The organism is Dongia sp. (assembly GCF_041910485.1).
GTDB lineage: Bacteria > Pseudomonadota > Alphaproteobacteria > Dongiales > Dongiaceae > Dongia.
On record NZ_JAYRQR010000026.1, the window covers coordinates 1 to 19650 of the forward strand.

Consider the following 19650-nt stretch of genomic DNA (forward strand, 5'->3'; position numbering starts at 1 on the left):
AACGCCCGGGACCTCTTGCATCGGTCCCGGGCGTGGCGCCTGCAACTTTTCTGGCTGGGCTTCAGTTCCACTCGATGTTGAAATCGCTGAGTGTCATGCCCGCCTGATAATCGACATTGGTCAGAATGACGACGCCGCCTTTGTCGAAGGTGAACTGCACGTCGCCCGATGCCGAGGCGCCAACCGACACATCACCCGACCAGCCATTGAAGACCAGCGTATCGTCCCAGAGATCGAAATCATTGATCGACGCCTTGCCGTCATAGCCGTCGACATCGAATGCGAGCTTGTCATGGCCGGTACCGCTCCAGGCATAGTCGAGGATTCCATCGAAGGTCAGGTAATCGTCGCCATCTTCGCCGAACATGGCGTTCACACCATCCCCGCCGGTGATGTAGTCATTGCCCGACCCACCCCAGATGTTGTCGTTGCCATTGTTTCCGTTGATGATATCGGTGCCGCCGTCGCCATAGAGCTTGTCATTGCCCTCGCCGCCGGTCAGAGTGTCGTAACCGTCGCCGCCATGCAGCTCATCGTCTCCGGCATCACCGAAAAGGCCATCATTGCCTTCGCCGCCGAACAGCTTGTCGTGTCCATCGCCACCTTCAAGCCGGTCATTGCCGGTGCCACCCTGCAGTTCGTCATTGCCGCCAGAGCCATAGATCGTGTCGTTGCCGGCATCTCCCCAGGCTATGTCATTGCCGTCACCACCGTGAATGCCATCATTGCCATCGCCGCCGAACAGCTTGTCGTTGCCCTCGTCGCCGACCAGGCTGTCATCACCACCCTCGCCGAACAGCCAGTCGTTGCCCTGGCCGCCATAGAGCTGGTCGAAATGATCACCACCGGTCAGGGCATCGTCGCCAATGCCGCCATCCAGAACATCGTTGCCGGTGCCGCCATAGAGTCCGTCATTGCCGGCTTCACCCCAGACGACATCATCACCGCCGTCGCCATAGAGCGTGTCGTTCCCCTCGCCGCCCTCGATCCGGTCGTTGCCACCCAGGCCATGAACAGTGTCATTGCCCCCAAAGCTCTGAATCCAATCGGATTTATCGGTCCCGCTGAAGGCATTATCGGCGTTGGTGCCGCCAATGTAGTTGTAGAAATAGTAGGGGTAGAACTTCTTCAGGACTTCAGGGTCGATGGTGATCGGCATGATGGATCTCCTTCCAGGACGGGCGCGATGGCCTGTTGGGAGATCCGTCGATGGCGACATCTTGGGCGTTCGACCCTGAGCGGTGACAGCCGTCACCCTGCTGAAATAAGATGCATTTCCAATGAATAAATTACCGACCACCAACTGCCCGCTCTGCGACCGGCCCTTGCCGGGGGGCAGCGCTGTGGATCGCCACCACCTGATCCCGCGCAGCCTGGGCGGGACGACACAGGTCGACTTGCACAAGATCTGCCATCAGGCGATCCATGCCATGTTGAGCGAGGCGGAGCTCGCCCGCGACTTCAGCTCGATTGACGCCCTGAAGGCGCATCCGGACCTTGCCCGGTTCATTGCCTGGGTCAGAAAGCGGCCGCCCGACTATCAGGACCGCAGCAAATGGACCCGGGCGAGGCGGCGGAAATAGGCCCATTGCGGGGCCGGGCACAGGCCTGTAGGTTCCGCCCGATTTCAACGAAGGATCAAAGCCATGCGCCCCTCCGGCCGCCCCGTCGACCAGCTCCGCACCGTCGAATTCATCGTCGGCTTCAACCGCCATGCCGAAGGTTCGTGCCTGGTGAAATTCGGCGACACCCATGTCATCTGCACCGCCTCGCTCGATGAGAAAGTGCCGCCTTTCCTGAAAGGCACCGGCAAGGGCTGGGTCACGGCGGAATACGGCATGCTGCCGCGCGCCACGCATACGCGCGGCGACCGCGAGGCGGCAAAAGGCAAGCAATCGGGCCGTACCCAGGAAATCCAGCGCCTCATCGGCCGCGCCTTGCGCGCCGTCACCGATTTGAAGGCCTTCGGTGAAAAGCAGATCAAGATCGACTGCGATGTCATCCAGGCGGATGGCGGCACGCGGACGGCGGCGATTACCGGCTCCTACATCGCCCTCCATGAGTGCTTTCGCCTGATGAAGAACATGGGCATCGTGAAGACCATCCCCCTGATCGACCAGGTGGCGGCGATCTCCTGCGGACTCTATGAGAATCAGGCGGCCCTCGACCTCGACTATGCCGAGGATTCGAATGCCGAGGCCGATGCCAATTTCGTCCTCACCGCCAAGGGCGGCATGGTTGAGGTTCAGGCGACGGCCGAGAAGGAAGCCTTCACCGACGCCCAGTTCGCGAGCCTCCTGACACTTGCGCGCAAGGGCACCAGCGAATTGTTCGAGATGCAGCGCGCGGCCCTTGCCGCCGCTGCCGAAAAGAAGAAGTGATGGCGCGGACCTTCACTGGCGGCAAGCTGGTCCTCGCCAGCCACAATCCAGGCAAGCTCAAGGAGATTGCCGAGCTGCTGGCGCCTTACCAAGTCGAAATCGTCTCGGCCGGTGCTCTCGGCTTGCCGGAGCCGGAGGAGACGGAGACGACCTTCATCGGCAATGCACGTCTCAAGGCCGTGGCGGCAGCGACCGCCAGCGGCTTGCCGGCCCTCGCGGACGATTCCGGGCTCGAAGTGATGGCTTTAGGGCGCGATCCGGGTATCTATTCGGCACGCTGGGCGGGGCCGAACAAGGATTTCGGCTACGCGATGGGCCGCGTGCTCGACCTTCTCAAGGAGAAGACCGACCGTTCGGCCCGCTTCGTCTCGGCGCTGGCGCTCGCCTGGCCTGACGGCCATTGCGACGAGTTCGAAGGCGATGTCTGGGGCGAGATCGTGGATGCGCCCCGCGGCGCGCGCGGCTTCGGCTATGACCCGATCTTCCGGCCGACCGGCTATGACGTCACGTTTGGCGAGATGGAGCCCACGAAGAAGCACGAGATGAGCCACCGCGCCGTGGCCTTCCGCCTCTTCGTCGATTCCTGCTTCCGGAGATAGATTTCAGACGGCGCGGCTGTGCCGCTTGGCTTCCGGCACCAGATAGGCGTCGAAGGCCGCCGCGACCACGCGCTGGAACGGCAGGCCACGCTCGGTCACCGTCAACACCGTCCCGTTGAGATGGGCGAGGCCATCATCGATGAGCGGCATCAGGCCTGCCAATGCATCGGCGGGATCGAAAGAAAAGTCCGCAAGGTCGACACGGCCGAAGCACATGATCTGTTCGATGATCGCGCGCCGACGCTGGTCTTCATCCGTGATGGCCACACCCTTGCAGGCGGCAAGCCGACCCTCGCCGATGGCCCGTGCCCAAGGGGCATGGTCCGGCGCATTCTGGATATAGCCTTGGGGAAAAGCTGAAATCGCCGACGGTCCGAAGCCAATCAGCGTATCGGCCCGGTCGACCGTATAGCCCTGGAAGTTCCGCTTCAGCGTGCGATTGTCGCGCGCGACGCGCAAGGCGTCGCCGGGCTTGGCAAAATGGTCGAGACCGATTCGGGCATAGTCCGCAGCGAGAAGCGCCTGCGCCGCTGCTTCGAACTGGCGGAAGCGAGCGTAGGAATCGGGCAATGAGGCATCGTCGATGAGGCGCTGGTGCGGCTTCATCCACGGCACATGGGCATAGCCGAAAAGAGCGATACGGTCCGGCGCCAGTTCGACTGCCTGCGACACGGTGCGGCGCAGGCCGGAGACACTCTGGAACGGCAATCCGTAAATGAGGTCGAGATTGAGCGAGCGGATGCCCGCGTCGCGCAGGCTTTCGACGCAGCCGCGCACCATGTCGAAGGGCTGCACGCGGTTGACCGCCGCCTGCACGACGGGGTCGAAGTCCTGAACACCCAATGAGGCGCGGTTGACACCCACGCGGCGCATTGCTGCCAGGAAACCGGCATCGACCGTGCGGGGATCGAGCTCGATCGCCAGATCGAGATCGGCACCGAGCGCAAAGTGATGGCCGAGCGCTGCCATGATGCGCTCGAACTCGTCCGGCGCCAGGCTGTTGGGCGTGCCGCCGCCGAAATGGACCGAGCTGACCTGGCATTTGTGGCCGCTCGCCTTGAGAATGTCGCCGATGCGCGCAATTTCAGCGAGCAGGGTCTCGGTAAATTCGGCCACGGGCTGGTGGCGGGCGACGATCTGTGTATTGCAGCCGCAATACCAGCACATCTTCTTGCAGAACGGCACGTGGATATAAAGCGACAACGGCGCATCGGCCGGCAGGGCAATGAGCCATTCGGTCATGGCGTCCGGGCCGATGCCGCCGTGGAAGTGCGGCGCCGTCGGATAGGACGTATAGCGCGGGACCGGTCGGTCGTAGACCGCGATCAAATGGTCGGTGATCATCATGCGGCCAAGGCTAAGAGTTGACCCGCCCGGGGTTCTTGATTCAAATCAACCCAGCATCGGAAGAACGGGAAAAGGCTGAAATGAGTGCGACAAAATTGACCATTCCGGCCCGAAAGGGCCTCGCCGTGCGGGTCGAGAAGGGCCGCACCTTCAAAATCGTGAATACCCACGGCAGCCAAGTGGTCGATAGCTGGGCCTTCAACGCCGACGATATGAGCGAGTTCATGTCCATGGAACACAGCCGGGCCGGGTTCCGCCGGCTGGTCAGCCAGATCGGCGATTCCTACCTCACCAACCGGCGGCGGCCGATCCTGACCGTCACCGACGATACTTCGCCGGGACGCCACGACACCCTGATCGCCGCCTGCGATATTTATCGCTATCAAGGGCTGGGGCATCAGGGCCATCACGACAATTGCACCGACAATCTGCGCGATGCGCTGGCCTCCCTCAACCTCAAGGCGCCGGAAACCCCCTCGCCGCTCAACCTCTTCATGAACATTCCGTGGGAGCCCAATGGCGAGCTTTATTGGAACGAGCCGATGAGCTTGCCTGGCGACGCCATCACCTTCCGTGCCGAAATGAATGTTGTCGCCGTCTTTTCCACCTGCCCCATGGATCTGATGCCCATCAACGGCAAGGACTGCATCATTCATGATGCGGAAGTCGTGATCGGCTCATAAATCAGTTCGACAGCGCCGCAACAATCGCGCGATGCGCGGCGTAGCTGGCGCATTCAAGGTCCAGTTCCTCGTCGTGCGACATGGTGCTGAACTGGACAATGACGATGTGCTCGCGCGGAAAGACATGGAGCATCTGGCCACGAATGCCCAGGCCAAGGAAGCCGGATGCTGGGTTGAGAAACGGCCACCACTGATATCCGTAATCGAGGTTGAAATTGCGACAGTGGGTGGCAGCAAGATCCGTGACGCCACCCTGCATCTGCAATGCCTTCGCCATCCACCCATGCAGCGGCGCAGAATCGGAATCGGCGGGCGCTACGACATTGTCGAGAATGAACTGGCCAAACTTGGCCAGATCTCGTGCACGCATTGAAAGACAGCAGAATGGTGCCGGCGTTCGATCGGAATCGGTTTTCCATTCGGCATTGCCCTTCATCGCAAGCGGCTGCCAAATCCAGTGCGTCAAAGCATCATCAAGGTGCCATCCGCGTGTCTCGTGATTTCGTTGCAGAATGGCTTCGACGACAAGGCCAGCCAAAGTCGTGTCCAGACCGGAATAATTGAAGGCAGATGGACCGGGGATGCGCTTGGCCAATTCGCCGGCGGCGGCCGCGAATGGCACGCCGCGATGTTCTGAGTCGAGCACTGTTCTTTCGTAGAGAAGGTTGTCGCGGTCGTCCCACGCAAACCCGCTGCGCATTCTCAACACCTGTTCGAGGGTCGGTTGCCCGGCGGCATCGGTCAGTCCCGGTACGTAATGGCCGACCGGCTTTGCCAGATCGATTTCACCCCACGGATGTGCCGGGTCTGCTTCGTTGCGCGCAATCAACAAACCCAGCAAAGTCGATGTGATCGACTTCGTGATCGACGCCAAGCCATAGTGCCGGTCGCGCCCATTCGGCCCGTCACCTGCTTCTCGCTTGCACCGGGTCGATTGATCCGGTGCATAACGCTCGTAGACGATTGTGCCGTCCTTGACGACGACCAAAGCGCACAGGCGTGATCGCCACATGAATTCGCGCAGCGGGCAAGCGTGCCAACGCCCGCAATCGTAATCTCCGGCGATCACGGCATTGGGAATTTGGGTCGGAAGATCTGCGCCACCTGGAATCGCTGTGAAGATTGTTTTTTTCTGCGCTACTTCCCCGGTTGGTGCAGCGCATGCAACAAGAAAGCCGGCAGCTAGAATGTTCAGAACGCATGCGACCGCATATGAGGCAGATAGCCGGATGCGGGGGGCTTCTTCAGGATTTCGGGCAGATTTCGGCGCCATCCGCTACCTCACTGCATATGCATTATCGGTAACAAGATCATGAGAACTTACACTCATTACGGGCTTTGAGCCAGCCTCACCCATTGCTGGGGTCGTTTGAGGTCCGATGTCTTTCTGGAAAGGCGGGTATCAGGAGATTTCGCAATGCAGCAGACCGAGCTAGGATCGCTGGGAGATGGGTGCGTGTTCTCTGACAATGGCAGAGGCAACTTATTGAAAGGATGAGCTTATGCAACTCAATGGTAAAGTCGCTCTCGTCACCGGTGCCGCCAGCGGCATCGGCAAGGCCATCGCCGAGATCTATGCCAAGGCAGGCGCCGCCGTCGCCATTGCGGATCTCAATCAGGCTGGCGCCGACGCGGCCGCGGCCGAGATCAACGCGAAGGGCGGGAAGGCGCTGGGGATTGCGATGGACGTCACCAGCGAAAAGGCCGTGGATGACGGCACAGCGCTCTGCATCGACAAACTGGGCGGGCTCGACATCCTCGTTTCCAATGCCGGCATCCAGATCGTGAAACCGATCGTCGAGTTCGAGTATCGCGACTGGCAGAAGATGCTGGCGATCCACATGGACGGTGCGTTCCTCACCACCCGTGCCGCCATGCGGCACATGTACAAGGACAAGCGCGGCGGGACCGTCATCTATATGGGCTCGGTCCACTCGCACCTCGCCTCGAAGCTGAAGGCGCCCTATGTGGCGGCGAAACACGGGCTCCTCGGCCTCGCGCGCGTCGCCGCCAAGGAAGGCGCCGAATACAATGTCCGCGTCAACGTCATCTGTCCGGGCTTCGTGCGCACGCCGCTCGTCGACAAGCAGATCCCCGAACAGGCGAAGGAGTTCGGGATCAGCGAGCAGGAAGTCATCAAGACCATCATGCTGAAGGACACGGTCGACGGCGTTTTCACAACCGTCGAGGATGTGGCCGAGACGGCACTATTCCTTGCCACCTTCCCGTCGGCCGCCCTCACCGGCCAGTCGATCACGGTGAGCCACGGCTGGCACATGCAGTAGCTGGCGCATACCGCGATGAACGCGCCGAAGATCGAACTGCCGCCCTATGAAACCGTCGCCCTTGTCCTGCAGGGCGGCGGTGCGCTGGGCAGCTACCAGGCCGGCGTCTATCAGGGCCTCCACGAGGCCGGCATCGCCCCCAACTGGTTCGCGGGCATTTCCATCGGCGCGCTCAATGCCGCGATCCTGGGCGGCAATCCGCCGGAGAAGCGGCTGGAGCGCCTGACCGAATTCTGGGAAACGATCTGCCAATCGGCGCTGCTGCCGGCTTTCACCCTGGGCTCGGAAGTCGCAAGCCTGCTGGGCGACGGCGACATGCGCACCCTGGCCGGTGCCTGGTCGTCGATGCGGGCCATCCTCGAGGGGCAACGCGGCTTCTTCGTGCCGCGCGTACCGCCGCCCTTCCTCAACTGGCCGGGCGGGCCTGAGGCCACCAGCTATTACGACACCAAGCCGCTGAAAGAAACGCTGGAGCGATTGGTCGATTTCGACCGCATCAACGCGCGCATCGAACGAGTCTCGGTCGGTGCCGTTGATATCGAAACCGGCAATTTCGAATATTTCGACAATGCCAACCGGAAATTGGGGCCGGAGCATTTCATGGCCTCGGGCGCGCTGCCGCCCGGCTTCCCGGCGATTGAGATCGACGGCCGGCATTATTGGGATGGCGGCCTTGTCTCCAACACGCCACTCATGGAAGTGCTGTCACGGCCGCCGCGGCGCGACACGCTCGCTTTCCAGGTCGATTTGTGGTCGTCAAAGGGGCCGCTGCCGAAAAATCTGCTCGATGTCGACGAGCGCAGGAAGGACATCGTCTATTCCAGCCGCACGCGGCTGGTCACCGATGTTGCCGGCTATACACAGCATCTGCGGCACGCGCTCAAAAAGGCGCTCGACAGAATTCCCGCCGACCAGCAGAACGACCCGGAAGTCGCCAAGCTGCGCGAGCTTTCATGTTCGAAGGTCTACAACACGGTCCAGCTTATCTATCGCGACAAGCAGTACGAGACCCACAGCAAGGATTACGAGTTCAGCATCCTCAATATGCGTGAGCACTGGCGCCAGGGGTTGGACGATATCAAGAACACCCTCACTCACCCCGAGTTCCTGGCTAGGCCCACCGGCGGCCACGCGGTCGTGACGCACGACGTGCATCGGGTGGAAGAGTAGATCACGCGCCGGGCGGTCTATTTCCTCATCCCCGGGCTTGACGGTTCAGGAAATCACCGTAGCGCCGCCTGAACCTCGCCAGCGCGGGTGACCCAATATTCTTCCTCTTCGGTCATGGCGAAGAGCTTGCCATGCTTGATGACTTCGGCGAGCTGGGCGAGCGAGCGATCCTTCATTCCTTGCTTCCACAGGAACTCGGCATAGTAATAGCGGGCTTCCAGGCGGCGGGCTTCAAGACTGTCCTTGCGGTCGAGCAGCGCCTCCAGTTCGGCAATGGCGGTCGCGAAATCGCCGGCACCGGCCAGTGCCCGCGCGGTGAGGATGATGCGTTCCTGGGCGAATGAACCGGGATGCGCCTCGGCCAGTTCGCGCAAGGTCTGCCGGCAGGGAACGAATTCGCCGTTTTCAAGCTGGGCACGGGCAAGTCCCAACAGAACGTCGGCCGCGTTGACAAAGAAACCTTCCCGCGCACTTTCATAGAGGCGGATCGCGTCGGCATAGCGGTCGCGCTTCATGCATTCGTCAGCAAGCGACAGCTTGTCATTGATCGAGCCGGAATTGACGACGTCGTTGATGTTGCGCCCCCGAACCTCCCGCTCGCGCACGCGTGAATCCTGCGCCTGCTTCCAGCGCGCCCGCTGCATACTGACAACCCTGGGCTGGGGTTTGAGATCGAGGGTCGGGAAAATCTCGACGAAGAAATAGACCAGGCTGCCGATCAACGGAAAGACCAGGATGATGCTGATCCACCAGCAGGTCTTGCCGTTGCGAATGACATGGACCGCCATGAAGATATCAAGGGCCAGAATGAGCAGCGGAAGAAGGGGCATGGGAGGATCCGGAGCGGCAGGTTTGGTCGGTCGATGGGTCTTTGTCGGTCGCGGCGATCGATCGGTTCAGATCATTCGATCCGCTCTTATTAGAAGAATAGAACATAACGAATACAACCCGTCAAGCCGCAACAGCAGCGGGCAAACAAAAAACCCCGCGGCATTGCTGCCGCGGGGTCTTCGTTAGACTTGAACCTGGTTGGCTTGGACTTAGAAGTCCATGCCGCCCATGCCGCCCATGTCCGGAGCGCCGCCCATCGGGGGGGCCTTCTTTTCCGGACGGTCGGCGATCATGGCTTCCGTGGTGATCAGCAGCGAGGCGACCGAGGCCGCATCCTGCAGGGCGCAGCGCACGACCTTCGCCGGGTCGATGACGCCGTCCTTCACCAGATCGGTGAACTCACCGGTCTGCGCGTTGTAGCCCCAGTTGGCACCCTTGCCTTCCAGGAGCTTGCCGGCGATCACGGCACCGTCGACGCCGGCGTTCTCGGCGATCTGACGAACCGGGGCCTGCAGCGCGCGGCGGACGATGTCGACGCCGACCTTCTGGTCGTCGTTGTCCACCTTCACCTTGTCGAGCGCCTTGATCGAATAGAGGAGAGCAACGCCGCCGCCGGCGACGATGCCTTCTTCGACCGCCGCACGGGTGGCGTGCATGGCGTCGTCAACGCGATCCTTGCGCTCCTTCACTTCGACTTCGGTCGCACCGCCGACGCGGATGACCGCGACGCCGCCAGCGAGCTTCGCCAGACGCTCGGCGAGCTTTTCCTTGTCGTATTCCGACGAGGTCTCTTCGATCTGGGCGCGGATCTGGGCGCAACGACCTTCGATCTCTTTCTTCTTGCCGGCGCCGTCGACGATGGTGGTGTTTTCCTTCTCGATCACGACCTTCTTGGCCTTGCCGAGCATGTCGAGGGTGACGGTCTCGAGCTTAATGCCGAGGTCTTCCGAGATGACCTGACCACCGGTGAGGATGGCGATGTCTTCCAGCATGGCCTTGCGGCGATCGCCGAAGCCCGGAGCCTTCACGGCCGCGACCTTGAGGCCGCCGCGCAGCTTGTTGACGACGAGGGTCGCGAGAGCCTCACCTTCGACGTCTTCCGAGATGATGAGGAGCGGACGGCCCGACTGCACCACGGCTTCGAGGACCGGCAGCATCGACTGCAGGTTCGAGAGCTTCTTCTCGTGGAGAAGGATGTAGGGGTTGTCGAGGTCGGTGATCATCTTCTCGGCGTTGGTGATGAAGTACGGCGAGAGATAGCCACGGTCGAACTGCATGCCTTCGACGACTTCAAGCTCGGTGTCGAGGCCCTTGGCTTCTTCAACCGTGATGACGCCTTCGTTGCCGACCTTCTGCATCGCCTTGGCGATCATGGCGCCGATTTCTTTTTCGCCGTTGGCGGAAATCGTGCCGACCTGGGCGATCTCTTCCGAAGTCGAGACCTTCTTGGCGCGCTTCTTGACGTCTTCGACGACGGCTTCGACGGCGAGGTCGATGCCGCGCTTCAGGTCCATCGGGTTCATGCCGGCGGCCACAGCCTTGGCGCCTTCACGAACGATCGACTGGGCGAGCACGGTCGCGGTGGTGGTGCCGTCACCGGCGAGGTCGTTGGTCTTCGAAGCGACTTCGCGGACCATCTGAGCGCCCATGTTCTCGAACTTGTCAGCAAGCTCGATTTCCTTGGCGACGGTGACGCCGTCCTTGGTGATGCGCGGGGCGCCGAAGGCCTTGTCGATGACGACGTTGCGGCCCTTCGGGCCCAAGGTCACCTTCACGGCGTTGGCGAGAATGTCGACGCCGCGGAGCATGCGGTCACGGGCGTCGGCGGAGAAACGTACGTCTTTAGCAGCCATATGGAATAACTCCTGTTAGGTTTTCGAGGAAAGCGGCGCCAGCCGGAACGGCTTAGGCGACCTTCTTCTTCGAACCGGAAGCGGTGCCCTCGATGATGCCGAGGATGTCGCTTTCCTTCATGATGAGGAGGTCCTCACCGTCGACCTTCACTTCCGTGCCCGACCACTTGCCGAACAGGATGCGGTCGCCAGCCTTCACGTCGAGCGGGGTGACCTTGCCGTCCTCGGACTTGGCGCCAGCGCCAGCCGCGATGACTTCGCCTTCTTGCGGCTTTTCCTTGGCAGTGTCCGGGATGATGATGCCGCCGGCGGTCTTCTCGATGCCCTCGATACGACGCACGAGAACGCGGTCGTGGAGCGGACGGAACTTCATGGTGATCCTCCGTAAGAGTATGAAATAGTGAGTTTCCCTTGCGCGCCACCCCCGGGACCAGCGCCGCTTGGCGCGGCTGTTAGCACTCGAGGTAAGCGAGTGCCAGCCATTTAGGAGCAATGCCGGCCCCCGTCAAGGGGTTGAGCCAATCTGTCCCGGCCTAATGACCGGTCGAATTTGCGAATCCCGTCAGGTACTTGGCCCGGTCCGAAGCGCTGGCGGCTGGCAGCAATCTTCCTAAATGAGTGCTAACTTATTGTAAATACGCATATTTTTATTCTTTATTAGCTTCCGTTGCGGCATCATGTCGTTAACGAATCGGCCATCAAACGATCAGCAAAGGTTCACCGACCATCCGAAGCCGCCCCCCAGAATGGGAAGATTTAGAGGAGGACATATGGGTCAATCCGCGCTCCATTTGCAGCTCAATGACTACCGGCTGGTGACGGCCGAGATCCTCTATCACATGCCGGATCATCCGGGCCTGCTGCAGAGCTATCTCTGGCAGGATTACGACCTCGCCCCGCGCCTCCCCGTCCTTCGCAAATTCCTCGATTTCTGGAGTCGCAACCTAGAGGGCAAGCTGCATTCGGTGAAAGTGGCGAAGGCCAGCATCATCACCCCCGGCGAATGGCGCCACAGCGAGGCTCTCCTCACCCTGCACTGATCAGGCGGGCTGGGAGCGCCGCGCCGCCTGCCGCCAGGCGGCCGGCGGCAAGCCGAAGGCGCGTGCGAAGGCACGGTTGAAAGCCGCTTCTGTTCCATAGCCGGCTTCGAAGGCAATCGCCGAGACGCCCTTGTTGCCGCTGCGCAGGGCCGAGCGGGCGAGCGACAGGCGCCACGCGCGCACATAGCGCATCGGTGCAATCCCCAGGACCGCGTCGAACCGATCGGCAAGGGCCGAGCGCGACAGCCCGCTCTGTGCCGCGAGCTTCTCGACCGACCAATCAAATGTCGGGTCCTCGTGGATGAGGGTGAGGCAGCGGCCAAGCGCCGGGTCTGCAAGAGCTGCCAGCCAGCCGGTGTCGGTGCTCGCCGCTACCTGCATCTGGTGACGCAACAGTTCGATGAAGGTTACCTCGGTGAGACGTTCGAGGATCACCGCGCCGCCGCTTCTCGGTTGATCGAATTCGGCCACGATCTGCGCGATGGCGGCTCGAAGCCAGGCCGCATCGGCATCCGCGCGCGTGCGCACATGGAGAAGGCTCGGCAAAGCCTGGCGCAGCGGGTCAAAGCTCATCGCATCGCATTGCAGATAGCCGCACAGGATGCGCACGCCCGGCCCACCGGATCCGTACTGCAGCGTCGGCATGTCGCGCCAGGGTTTGGGCGGCAGATCGGCAACCGGCGTGATCATCGGACAATCGTCGCCGCCGTCATCGCTCCCCGCACCCAATTGATGGCCGGTGCCAAAGGGGAAGGCCACGACATCGCCGGCCATGAGATCGATATGACGACCTTCCAGCTTCATCCAGCATTGGCCGTCGACCAGGATGTGAAACGGAATTGTGCCGATGGCGCCGGCCGCCTTCGCCGCGACGCTTTTCTGGGCCATGTTGCTGAGCGATGGCTTGTCGTCCGTCTTCCAGGCACCGCTCGCAAAGAAGCAAAATTGCAGTGAACCGGTCAGGCGGACATGGCGCAACACATCCGAGAGCACGTCGGCACCGGTGCCCGCACCCATGCCGGGCTGCGGTTTTTCGATCAAGCCATTCAGCGATCCGGCCAAAGACGGCGCTCCTCTGCCACGGCTACAAAGCGGGCCTCACAAACGCTCGCTTCGGTGGAGGATATTCATGAGCCAAGGTACTGACAAACTCGTAATTCTGGTCACGCGCGGCATCGATTCCGAATTGTCGTCGGTAGCATTTACGATTGCTAACGGCGGCATCACGGCCGGCCTCAAGGTGTCGATCTTTCTGACCAGCACGGCGATCGACCTGGTGCGGAAGCGCGGCCAAGCCCTGACCCATGTCCCGCCGCTCTCGCCACTCCTCGCCCTCATCGAGGATTTCCAGAAGCGGGGCGGTGTCATTTGGGCCTGCCCGCCCTGCGTTGAAGCCCGTGGTTATGCCCAAGCCGACCTTCTCGAGGGTGTGGTCATCGTGGGCGCCAGTGCCATGCATGCCGAAATCAAGCAGGGCGCTGCGACCCTGTCTTTCTAAGGGGCGAATCCAGGGATATTGCGGGGCCTTCGCGGCGGCGCGGAAAGGTGCGGTTGTGAAGGTCCCGGCGACCTGATAGGAGGTTGGGCACTGATTTCTTTGGATCCGGTGTCCTTTGCTGCGTCGCCTTTACGATTGGATCATGCGCCTGGCGGATAGCCCCAAGGCTCTCTGGGCGCTGTTCCTGGTCGCTTTCGCCGAAAGCTCGTTCTTTCCCATTCCGCCCGACCCGATGCTGGTGCCGATGGTGCTTGCCAACCGGCGCCGCGCCTTCACCTTTGCTGCCGTCTGTACGCTGGCCTCCGTCCTCGGTGGCATCTGCGGCTATTACATCGGCTATGCGCTGGAGGGTCTCGGCGCTTCGATCCTCTCCTTCTACGGCCATCCGGACGCGATGGGCGAATTCCAGAAGATGTTCGCCGAATGGGGCCTCTGGATCATCCTCATCAAGGGCATGACGCCGATCCCCTATAAATTCGTCACCATCGCCAGCGGCATGGCGGAATTCGACCTGAAGGTCTTCATCGTCGCGTCGATCGTGACCCGCGGCGGCCGCTTCTTCCTGGTGACGGGCCTCCTCTATCTGTTCGGCGAACCGATCCGCGCCTTCATTGAAAAGCGCCTCACCCTGGTCACGACGCTGTTCGTGGTCCTTGTCGTGGGCGGGTTTGTGGCGCTCAAATATCTCTTCTGATCCAGCAAGGGCTTCGCGATGGCTTCACGCCCGAGTTTCATTGAACCCAACCATGTCCCCTGGCTGACCGCCGGGATGAGCCTTGCCGCCCTTTGCGCCGCCTGGCTGGCGCAGTACGGGTTCGGCCTGGCACCCTGTCATCTCTGCCTGTGGCAACGCGGTGCCTATTGGGCGGCGATCGCCGTTTCGATCGGCGCCATCGCCGTCGGTACCCGGTCGAAGCTGCGCCCCTGGCTGGTCGCCCTCATCGGCCTCATCTTCCTGGCCGGGGCCGGCATCGCGCTTTTCCATGTCGGGGTCGAGCAGCAATGGTGGCAGGGGTCAGAGGCCTGCGTCGGCGGCACAGCCGGCCTATCGGGCGCCGATCTCGAGGCGGCGATCATGAACGCACCGGTGACGCGCTGCGACGAGATCGCCTTTGAATTGTTCGGCGTTTCGATGGCAGGTTACAATTTCATGCTCTATCTGGCGCTGGCGGCCTTTTCTTTCTGGGGCGCCGCCCGGGCGAGGCAATAATTCCTTAAGGCGAATGAACGATGTCGCAGCCAACCCATCCGACCGAATCCGATCTGCAGCGGCGCCTGCCGGGTGATCTTGCGCCCGAGGCGCTGGTCGAACGGGTGATCCGAGTCGACCATGCCGGCGAGTATGGCGCCAAGCGCATCTATGAGGGCCAGCTCGCCGTGCTGGGCCGCAAGGCCGAAGGTCACGTCATTCGTCATATGCTGGACCAGGAGCTCAAACATCTCGATGCGTTCGAGAAGCTGATGGTCGAGCGCCGCGCGCGTCCCTCGGTCCTGTTCCCGATCTGGCATGTCGCGGGCTTTGCGCTCGGTGCCGCCACGGCCTTGATGGGACCGAAGGCGGCGATGGCCTGCACCGTCGCGGTCGAGGAAGTGATCGACGAGCATTACCGCCAGCAGATGCGGGACCTGGGCGAGAACGAGCCGGCACTGACTGAAAAGATCGAGGTGTTCCGCGCCGAGGAAGTCGAGCATCGCGACACGGGACTTGCCCACGGAGCCGAGCAGGCGCCGGGCTATGAAATGCTCTCGGGCGCCATCAAGGCCGGATCGCGCCTTGCCATCTGGCTGGCTGAGCGGTTCTAGCCGCTTCTAGCGAATGAGATCGTCGGCTTCGGGTTGGGGTTCCGGCCCCAGCAGCTCCACCACCATGCCTTCGAGCTTTTCGGAAAGCTTGGCACCGAGCGGGCCGCCATCGCCGCGGATATTCTGCGCCAGGACCAGACGCATGGCGTCGAGATGGGCCTGGACGATGTTGAGGTCCCCATCTCCAAACGGCCGCTTGGCGCGCGTCAGGCGGCACAGCGAATTGCCGATCCGGGTCATCAGCGGAAAGCCGAAGGACGAGCCCTGTCCCTTGATGTTGTGGGCGACCGCATAGAGATCCCGAACGGCACTGGCGCGCCCATCGGTGTCGGCACGCGCCACGGCCAGATGCTCGGCGCACTTCTCCACATCGGCGCTGGCCCAGGTCACATAGCTTTTGGCGAGATCGGCAACCGCCGCCTCGGCGCGCGCCAAGCGCCGCGCCATCTCGCCTTCTTTGCTGTCATCACTCATCAAACTACGCCATTTGCCCGCTGGAGGCGTTATCCATCACAACAGAATCAACAGCTTATCATAGCGGCAGGCGGGCCGGTCGCCTAGGGGCAAGCGATAATCTCCCCCCAAGCCCACTTAGAGCCGCCCCCTCACAGTCGCCGGGGCAGATAGCGCGCGAAATACCCCACCACCAGCATCAGCACGCCATAGGCGATATAGACCACCCGCTGGTCGAAGAACTGCAGCAGGGCGGTGAAGACGGCGAAGGGCAGCAAATTGCCGATATCGATATAGGTGCGGAACACCGACATCATCTGCGGTCGTTCCAGGGGGCGCACCGCGCGCAGGAAGGGAATGTTGCCGAGCGAGTCCAGCATCACGACGAAGAAGGCCGCGATCAACAGCAGGGTGCCCACCGCGAGGGGCGAGCCGAAGGCCAGGGGTACGATGAGGGTGGTGATACCCGCCCCGAAGAAGGCCACCATGATCGGCAGACGCACGCCGACCCGACGCGCCACCCAGCCGAAGATGGGTGCCAGGATCAGCAGCACATTGGCCGCCCCGGTCACGAAACCGGACCAGAAATCGTCGATCTTCATGTCCCGAAAATAGAGCGCCGGATAGACGAAGAAGAGTGACCACCAGCCGGAACGACCGAAAGCAATGACCCAGGCGAGGCGCAGCCGGGGCTGCCCGAAGAAACGGCCAATGGAGTCGAGCGGGTTGGGAGGCGGCTTGGTTGCGGCCGCCACGGCCGGGTTTTCCGTCAAGCGCAGATAAGCGAAGAGACTGACGGCAATCAACGCCACGCCCATGCCGGTCGCCGCCACTGACCAAGTGCCGAAATGATTGTAGAGAAAGACTCCAAGCATCGGCCCCAGACCCCAGGGGATGCAACCGAGCAGCAGTTTCAGCGGCTCATAGCGCACCAGATCCTCGCGCGGGATGAAATCAAGCACGTAAAGCGTCAGCGCCACGATGCAGGCGGTGCCGGACAGGGTGCGCAGAACCTGGCCCGTGAACTGGCCGATCGGATCATCGAAGGCGAGCGCCACCACGGAAAGGCCGCCGATGATGAGGCCCATCGAATAGACCCAGCGCCGCCGATAGCGGTGAATGAGCAGCGGTACGGCGAAACCGGCAATAAGACCAAAGATGGTGACGCAGAGGTATATCGCCGTCACTTTCGCGTCGGTGACGAAGATCTCCTTCGCCTGCAGCGGCATGACGGCGAGGACCAGCGCCCGCGTCATCGATTCCAGCATGTAGAGCACGGCAAACACCATCGCGCCGGGCTTGCGGCCCGATAGCGGCGCGTTGGGGGATTCGAAGGCCATGAGTCGGATCGGCGGGATCTGTGGTGGGTGTGTCGGCAGAGTTCATCCATAGCATGACGGATTCGTGACGACATGAGCGGAAGCGTCATGGCCTGATTCCAATTCGGCATGGCGCTGGCAAGTGCCGTTGGGCCGCAACCCGGGATTGTGCAGTGCGGGGAAATCCGCCGGTCCCGAAACAACCTTGCCTTCCGCCAGCAAAAAGGCGACAAGAAATAAACTTACCGGCACTTCGACGGATGAAATGGCGAAACGCAGCCTCGACGATATCGATCGCAAACTCCTCTCGCTCCTGCGCAACAACGCGCGCACGCCGACGGCGGCGCTGGGACGGCAATTGTCCCTGTCGCGCAGCGCGGTACAGGAAAGATTGAAGCGGCTAGAACGCGACGGGATCATCGCCGGCTATACGCTGGTCGTCGGCAAGGATGGCGAGGCACCGGGCGTCGGTGCCCATGTCCTCCTCTCCGTCGACCCCAAGGCGCACGATCAGGCGATCGGCGCCCTGAAGAAGCTGCCGGAGGTGCAATCGGCCTATACCGTCTCCGGCTCGTACGATGCCATCGCTATCGTCAGCGCCAGCAATGCCGCGCATCTTGACGAAATCCTGACCCGCATCGGGCACCTGCCGGGTGTCCAGCGCACCACCTCCTCGATCCTGCTGTCGACGGTGGTCGAGCGACGCTCTTGAGCGTTTCACCGGAAGATATCGAGCAGGCCGCCGGGCGCCTCCACGGCCATGTTCGTCGCACGCCGATCCTGCCCCTGGAGCTCGGCGCCTTCGGCAGCCATGCGCAGCTGACGCTGAAACTGGAATTGCTGCAGCATAGCGGATCGTTCAAGGCGCGCGGCGCCTTCAACTCGCTCCTCTCCATGACTGTCCCAAAGGCCGGCGTCGTCGCAGCTTCCGGCGGCAATCATGGCGCGGCCGTGGCCTTTGCCGCCCATAGCCTCGGCCACCGCGCCGAGATCTTCGTGCCCAGCCTGGCAGCCAAGGCCAAAATCGCCCGCATCGAATCCTTGGGCGCCAATGTCCACGTCATTCCCGGCGCCTATGCCGATGCGCTGGCGGCCGCTGAAGCCCATCAGCGTGAGACTGGCGCTATCGGCATCCACGCCTATGACGCACCGGCGACGGTTGCCGGCCAGGGGACGCTGGCGCGCGAGCTTGATGCGCAGATGACGCAAGTCGACACCGTCCTGGTCGCAGTCGGCGGCGGCGGATTGATCGGCGGCATCGCCGCCTGGTTCGAGGGCCGGGTCAATGTGGTTGGCGTCGAGCCCAAGGCTTGTCCGACCTTGGAAAGCGCATTCCGCGCCAAGGCGCCGGTCGATGTCGAGGTCGGCGGCATTGCCGCGGATTCGCTGGGGGCGCGCCGGATCGGCGCCCTGCCCTTCTCCATCGCCAAGCAGTTCGTCGAAGGCGTGGTGCTGGTCGATGACGAGGCGATCCGCGCCGCGCAAACCGCTTTGTGGCGGGAATTGCGCCTGGCCGCGGAACCGGGCGGCGCCACGGCGCTCGCCGCACTCCTCTCCGGCGCCTACAAGCCGGCGGTGGGGGAGAAGGTCGCCGTCATCCTGTGCGGCGGCAATGTGGATCCGTCGAGCCTCGCTTAGCTGTCGCGCCTAACGCGGCGAAGGCCCCATCAATCGAAAGCGAGCCCGGCCTGCAGCTTGGCGATCTTGCTGTTGTCACTGGGTTGCGCCTTCAATTCGGCGCCCAGGGCCATTTTACCAATGACAACCGACTGACCGGCAGCCAGCAGCATCGCCTTGTCTTGCTCGGCGCTCGACAGGCTGCGGAAGCCAAGCGCGGATTCGGCGACATCGACCTTGCCTTCAAGGACGAAGACGGATGTCTCGGCCTTGTCCGCATTGACGATCCAATCGGTCGAGCGCGTGGCGGCCACGGCATTCCGGGTACGGATGACAAAGCTCGATCCCGGCGCCGCCTTGGCGGTGATCGCCTGCAGCAGGCCACCCTTCAGATCGAAGGCGCCCTTTCTTTCCATCGTCTCCGCGCTGAACTCGAACTCGGCAATGGTCATGCGCGTCAGTTCGCCGAGATTGAGCGTCGATCCGTCCTTGAGTGCAATGCGGACGCGACTGTCGGCGAGCGTCGTGATCACGTCACGGGCTGCGACTTCCTCGCCGCCTTCAAGGACGATCTGCTGCCCGTCGCGCAGCAGAGAAGCACCGCCGCGCACCTTGACAATACTGCCGACAATAATCTGCGCGGCCGAGGCGTGGCGCGCGAGCGGCGACAGAACGGAAAGGCCAATGGCACCGAGCAAGAGGTGCTTCGCCCGCAGCAGGAACGAGCGCCGATCGATTGTCATATCCGTCCTCGAACAACTGGGCGTGCGG

23 protein-coding genes are annotated in these 19650 nt (G+C 62.3%); 13 read left to right on the forward strand and 10 right to left on the reverse strand.

The genetic code is table 11. The features are described 5' to 3' along the window. Positions 1 to 61: 61 nt before the first annotated feature. Entirely contained in the window at positions 62 to 1159 is a 1098-nt protein-coding gene (locus tag ACE3PP_RS07440; RefSeq protein ID WP_374379919.1) for a calcium-binding protein, read from the reverse strand. A gap of 121 nt (positions 1160 to 1280) precedes the next feature. Between ACE3PP_RS07440 and ACE3PP_RS07445 the strand changes: the two genes are divergently transcribed. The 3 genes from ACE3PP_RS07445 (at position 1281) to rdgB (ending at position 2980) form a co-directional block, all read left to right on the forward strand. Further along, positions 1281 to 1583, forward strand: a complete 303-nt coding sequence (locus ACE3PP_RS07445; protein ID WP_374379922.1) for an HNH endonuclease — start codon at positions 1281 to 1283, stop codon at positions 1581 to 1583. Between the two features lie 63 nt (positions 1584 to 1646). Continuing rightward, positions 1647 to 2381 carry a ribonuclease PH gene (rph, locus tag ACE3PP_RS07450; protein ID WP_374379925.1) on the forward strand — a complete coding sequence of 245 codons (735 nt, stop codon included), beginning with the start codon at positions 1647 to 1649 and terminating at the stop codon, positions 2379 to 2381. Beyond that, a complete protein-coding gene (gene rdgB / locus ACE3PP_RS07455; protein ID WP_374379928.1) occupies positions 2381 to 2980 on the forward strand; it encodes an RdgB/HAM1 family non-canonical purine NTP pyrophosphatase in 600 nt (199 codons plus the stop codon). The genes rph and rdgB overlap by 1 nt, the downstream gene beginning before the upstream one ends. Before the next feature lie 3 nt (positions 2981 to 2983). Here the strand turns inward: rdgB and hemN are convergent, their stop codons facing one another. Continuing rightward, entirely contained in the window at positions 2984 to 4327 is a 1344-nt protein-coding gene (gene hemN / locus ACE3PP_RS07460) for an oxygen-independent coproporphyrinogen III oxidase (protein WP_374379931.1), read from the reverse strand. Between the two features lie 80 nt (positions 4328 to 4407). Here hemN and ACE3PP_RS07465 point away from each other — a divergent pair, with 80 nt between their 5' ends. Beyond that, a complete protein-coding gene (locus ACE3PP_RS07465) occupies positions 4408 to 5010 on the forward strand; it encodes a DUF1989 domain-containing protein (protein ID WP_374379934.1) in 603 nt (200 codons plus the stop codon). A gap of 1 nt (position 5011) precedes the next feature. Here ACE3PP_RS07465 and ACE3PP_RS07470 read toward each other — a convergent pair whose 3' ends face one another. Continuing rightward, on the reverse strand, positions 5012 to 6283 hold the full coding sequence (locus tag ACE3PP_RS07470) for a serine hydrolase domain-containing protein (RefSeq protein ID WP_374379937.1): 1272 nt from the start codon (positions 6281 to 6283) through the stop codon (positions 5012 to 5014). Between the two features lie 229 nt (positions 6284 to 6512). On the opposite strand from ACE3PP_RS07470, the gene ACE3PP_RS07475 reads away from it, so the two are divergent. Both ACE3PP_RS07475 and ACE3PP_RS07480 read left to right on the forward strand, forming a co-directional pair. Further along, the gene (locus tag ACE3PP_RS07475; RefSeq protein WP_374379940.1) at positions 6513 to 7295 is read left to right on the forward strand and encodes a 3-hydroxybutyrate dehydrogenase; all 783 of its coding nucleotides are present in this window, start codon (positions 6513 to 6515) and stop codon (positions 7293 to 7295) included. 15 nt (positions 7296 to 7310) lie between these two features. Next, positions 7311 to 8465 carry a DUF3734 domain-containing protein gene (locus ACE3PP_RS07480; RefSeq protein WP_374379942.1) on the forward strand — a complete coding sequence of 385 codons (1155 nt, stop codon included), beginning with the start codon at positions 7311 to 7313 and terminating at the stop codon, positions 8463 to 8465. 53 nt (positions 8466 to 8518) lie between these two features. On the opposite strand, the gene ACE3PP_RS07485 is transcribed toward ACE3PP_RS07480, so the two are convergent. From ACE3PP_RS07485 to groES, 3 genes are all read right to left on the reverse strand, one after another. Further along, positions 8519 to 9295 carry a tetratricopeptide repeat protein gene (locus tag ACE3PP_RS07485; RefSeq protein ID WP_374379945.1) on the reverse strand — a complete coding sequence of 259 codons (777 nt, stop codon included), beginning with the start codon at positions 9293 to 9295 and terminating at the stop codon, positions 8519 to 8521. A 210-nt stretch (positions 9296 to 9505) separates the two neighbouring features. Further along, positions 9506 to 11149: a chaperonin GroEL gene (groL, locus tag ACE3PP_RS07490; protein ID WP_374379948.1), complete on the reverse strand. Its 1644-nt coding sequence runs from the start codon at positions 11147 to 11149 to the stop codon at positions 9506 to 9508. A 52-nt stretch (positions 11150 to 11201) separates the two neighbouring features. After that, positions 11202 to 11522, reverse strand: coding sequence for a co-chaperone GroES (gene groES / locus ACE3PP_RS07495; RefSeq protein WP_374379951.1), 321 nt, complete (start codon positions 11520 to 11522; stop codon positions 11202 to 11204). 397 nt (positions 11523 to 11919) lie between these two features. On the opposite strand from groES, the gene ACE3PP_RS07500 reads away from it, so the two are divergent. Further along, entirely contained in the window at positions 11920 to 12189 is a 270-nt protein-coding gene (locus tag ACE3PP_RS07500; RefSeq protein ID WP_374379954.1) for an usg protein, read from the forward strand. On the opposite strand, the gene ACE3PP_RS07505 is transcribed toward ACE3PP_RS07500, so the two are convergent. Beyond that, positions 12190 to 13230, reverse strand: a complete 1041-nt coding sequence (locus ACE3PP_RS07505; RefSeq protein WP_374379957.1) for a cupin domain-containing protein — start codon at positions 13228 to 13230, stop codon at positions 12190 to 12192. Between the two features lie 88 nt (positions 13231 to 13318). Between ACE3PP_RS07505 and ACE3PP_RS07510 the strand changes: the two genes are divergently transcribed. The 4 genes from ACE3PP_RS07510 to ACE3PP_RS07525 all read left to right on the forward strand — a co-directional run bounded on the left by ACE3PP_RS07510 (position 13319) and on the right by ACE3PP_RS07525 (position 15490). After that, positions 13319 to 13687 (forward strand): DsrE family protein, encoded by a 369-nt coding sequence (locus ACE3PP_RS07510; RefSeq protein WP_374379960.1) that lies wholly within the window; start codon positions 13319 to 13321, stop codon positions 13685 to 13687. A 142-nt stretch (positions 13688 to 13829) separates the two neighbouring features. After that, a complete protein-coding gene (locus ACE3PP_RS07515) occupies positions 13830 to 14381 on the forward strand; it encodes a YqaA family protein (RefSeq protein WP_374379963.1) in 552 nt (183 codons plus the stop codon). Positions 14382 to 14399: 18 nt separating this feature from the next. Then, entirely contained in the window at positions 14400 to 14897 is a 498-nt protein-coding gene (locus ACE3PP_RS07520) for a disulfide bond formation protein B (protein ID WP_374379966.1), read from the forward strand. 20 nt (positions 14898 to 14917) lie between these two features. After that, positions 14918 to 15490 (forward strand): demethoxyubiquinone hydroxylase family protein, encoded by a 573-nt coding sequence (locus ACE3PP_RS07525; RefSeq protein WP_374379969.1) that lies wholly within the window; start codon positions 14918 to 14920, stop codon positions 15488 to 15490. 6 nt (positions 15491 to 15496) lie between these two features. Here the strand turns inward: ACE3PP_RS07525 and ACE3PP_RS07530 are convergent, their stop codons facing one another. Further along, positions 15497 to 15964 carry a phosphorelay protein gene (locus tag ACE3PP_RS07530; RefSeq protein WP_374379972.1) on the reverse strand — a complete coding sequence of 156 codons (468 nt, stop codon included), beginning with the start codon at positions 15962 to 15964 and terminating at the stop codon, positions 15497 to 15499. A 131-nt stretch (positions 15965 to 16095) separates the two neighbouring features. After that, positions 16096 to 17283, reverse strand: a complete 1188-nt coding sequence (locus ACE3PP_RS07535) for an MFS transporter (protein WP_374379975.1) — start codon at positions 17281 to 17283, stop codon at positions 16096 to 16098. Between the two features lie 244 nt (positions 17284 to 17527). On the opposite strand from ACE3PP_RS07535, the gene ACE3PP_RS07540 reads away from it, so the two are divergent. After that, positions 17528 to 17974: an Lrp/AsnC family transcriptional regulator gene (locus tag ACE3PP_RS07540; RefSeq protein ID WP_374310559.1), complete on the forward strand. Its 447-nt coding sequence runs from the start codon at positions 17528 to 17530 to the stop codon at positions 17972 to 17974. Then, entirely contained in the window at positions 17971 to 18900 is a 930-nt protein-coding gene (locus tag ACE3PP_RS07545) for a threonine/serine dehydratase (protein WP_374379978.1), read from the forward strand. Before ACE3PP_RS07540 ends, ACE3PP_RS07545 begins: the two co-directional genes overlap by 4 nt. Positions 18901 to 18929: 29 nt before the next feature. Here ACE3PP_RS07545 and ACE3PP_RS07550 read toward each other — a convergent pair whose 3' ends face one another. Beyond that, positions 18930 to 19622 (reverse strand): FecR domain-containing protein, encoded by a 693-nt coding sequence (locus ACE3PP_RS07550; RefSeq protein WP_374379981.1) that lies wholly within the window; start codon positions 19620 to 19622, stop codon positions 18930 to 18932. Positions 19623 to 19650 lie beyond the last annotated feature (28 nt).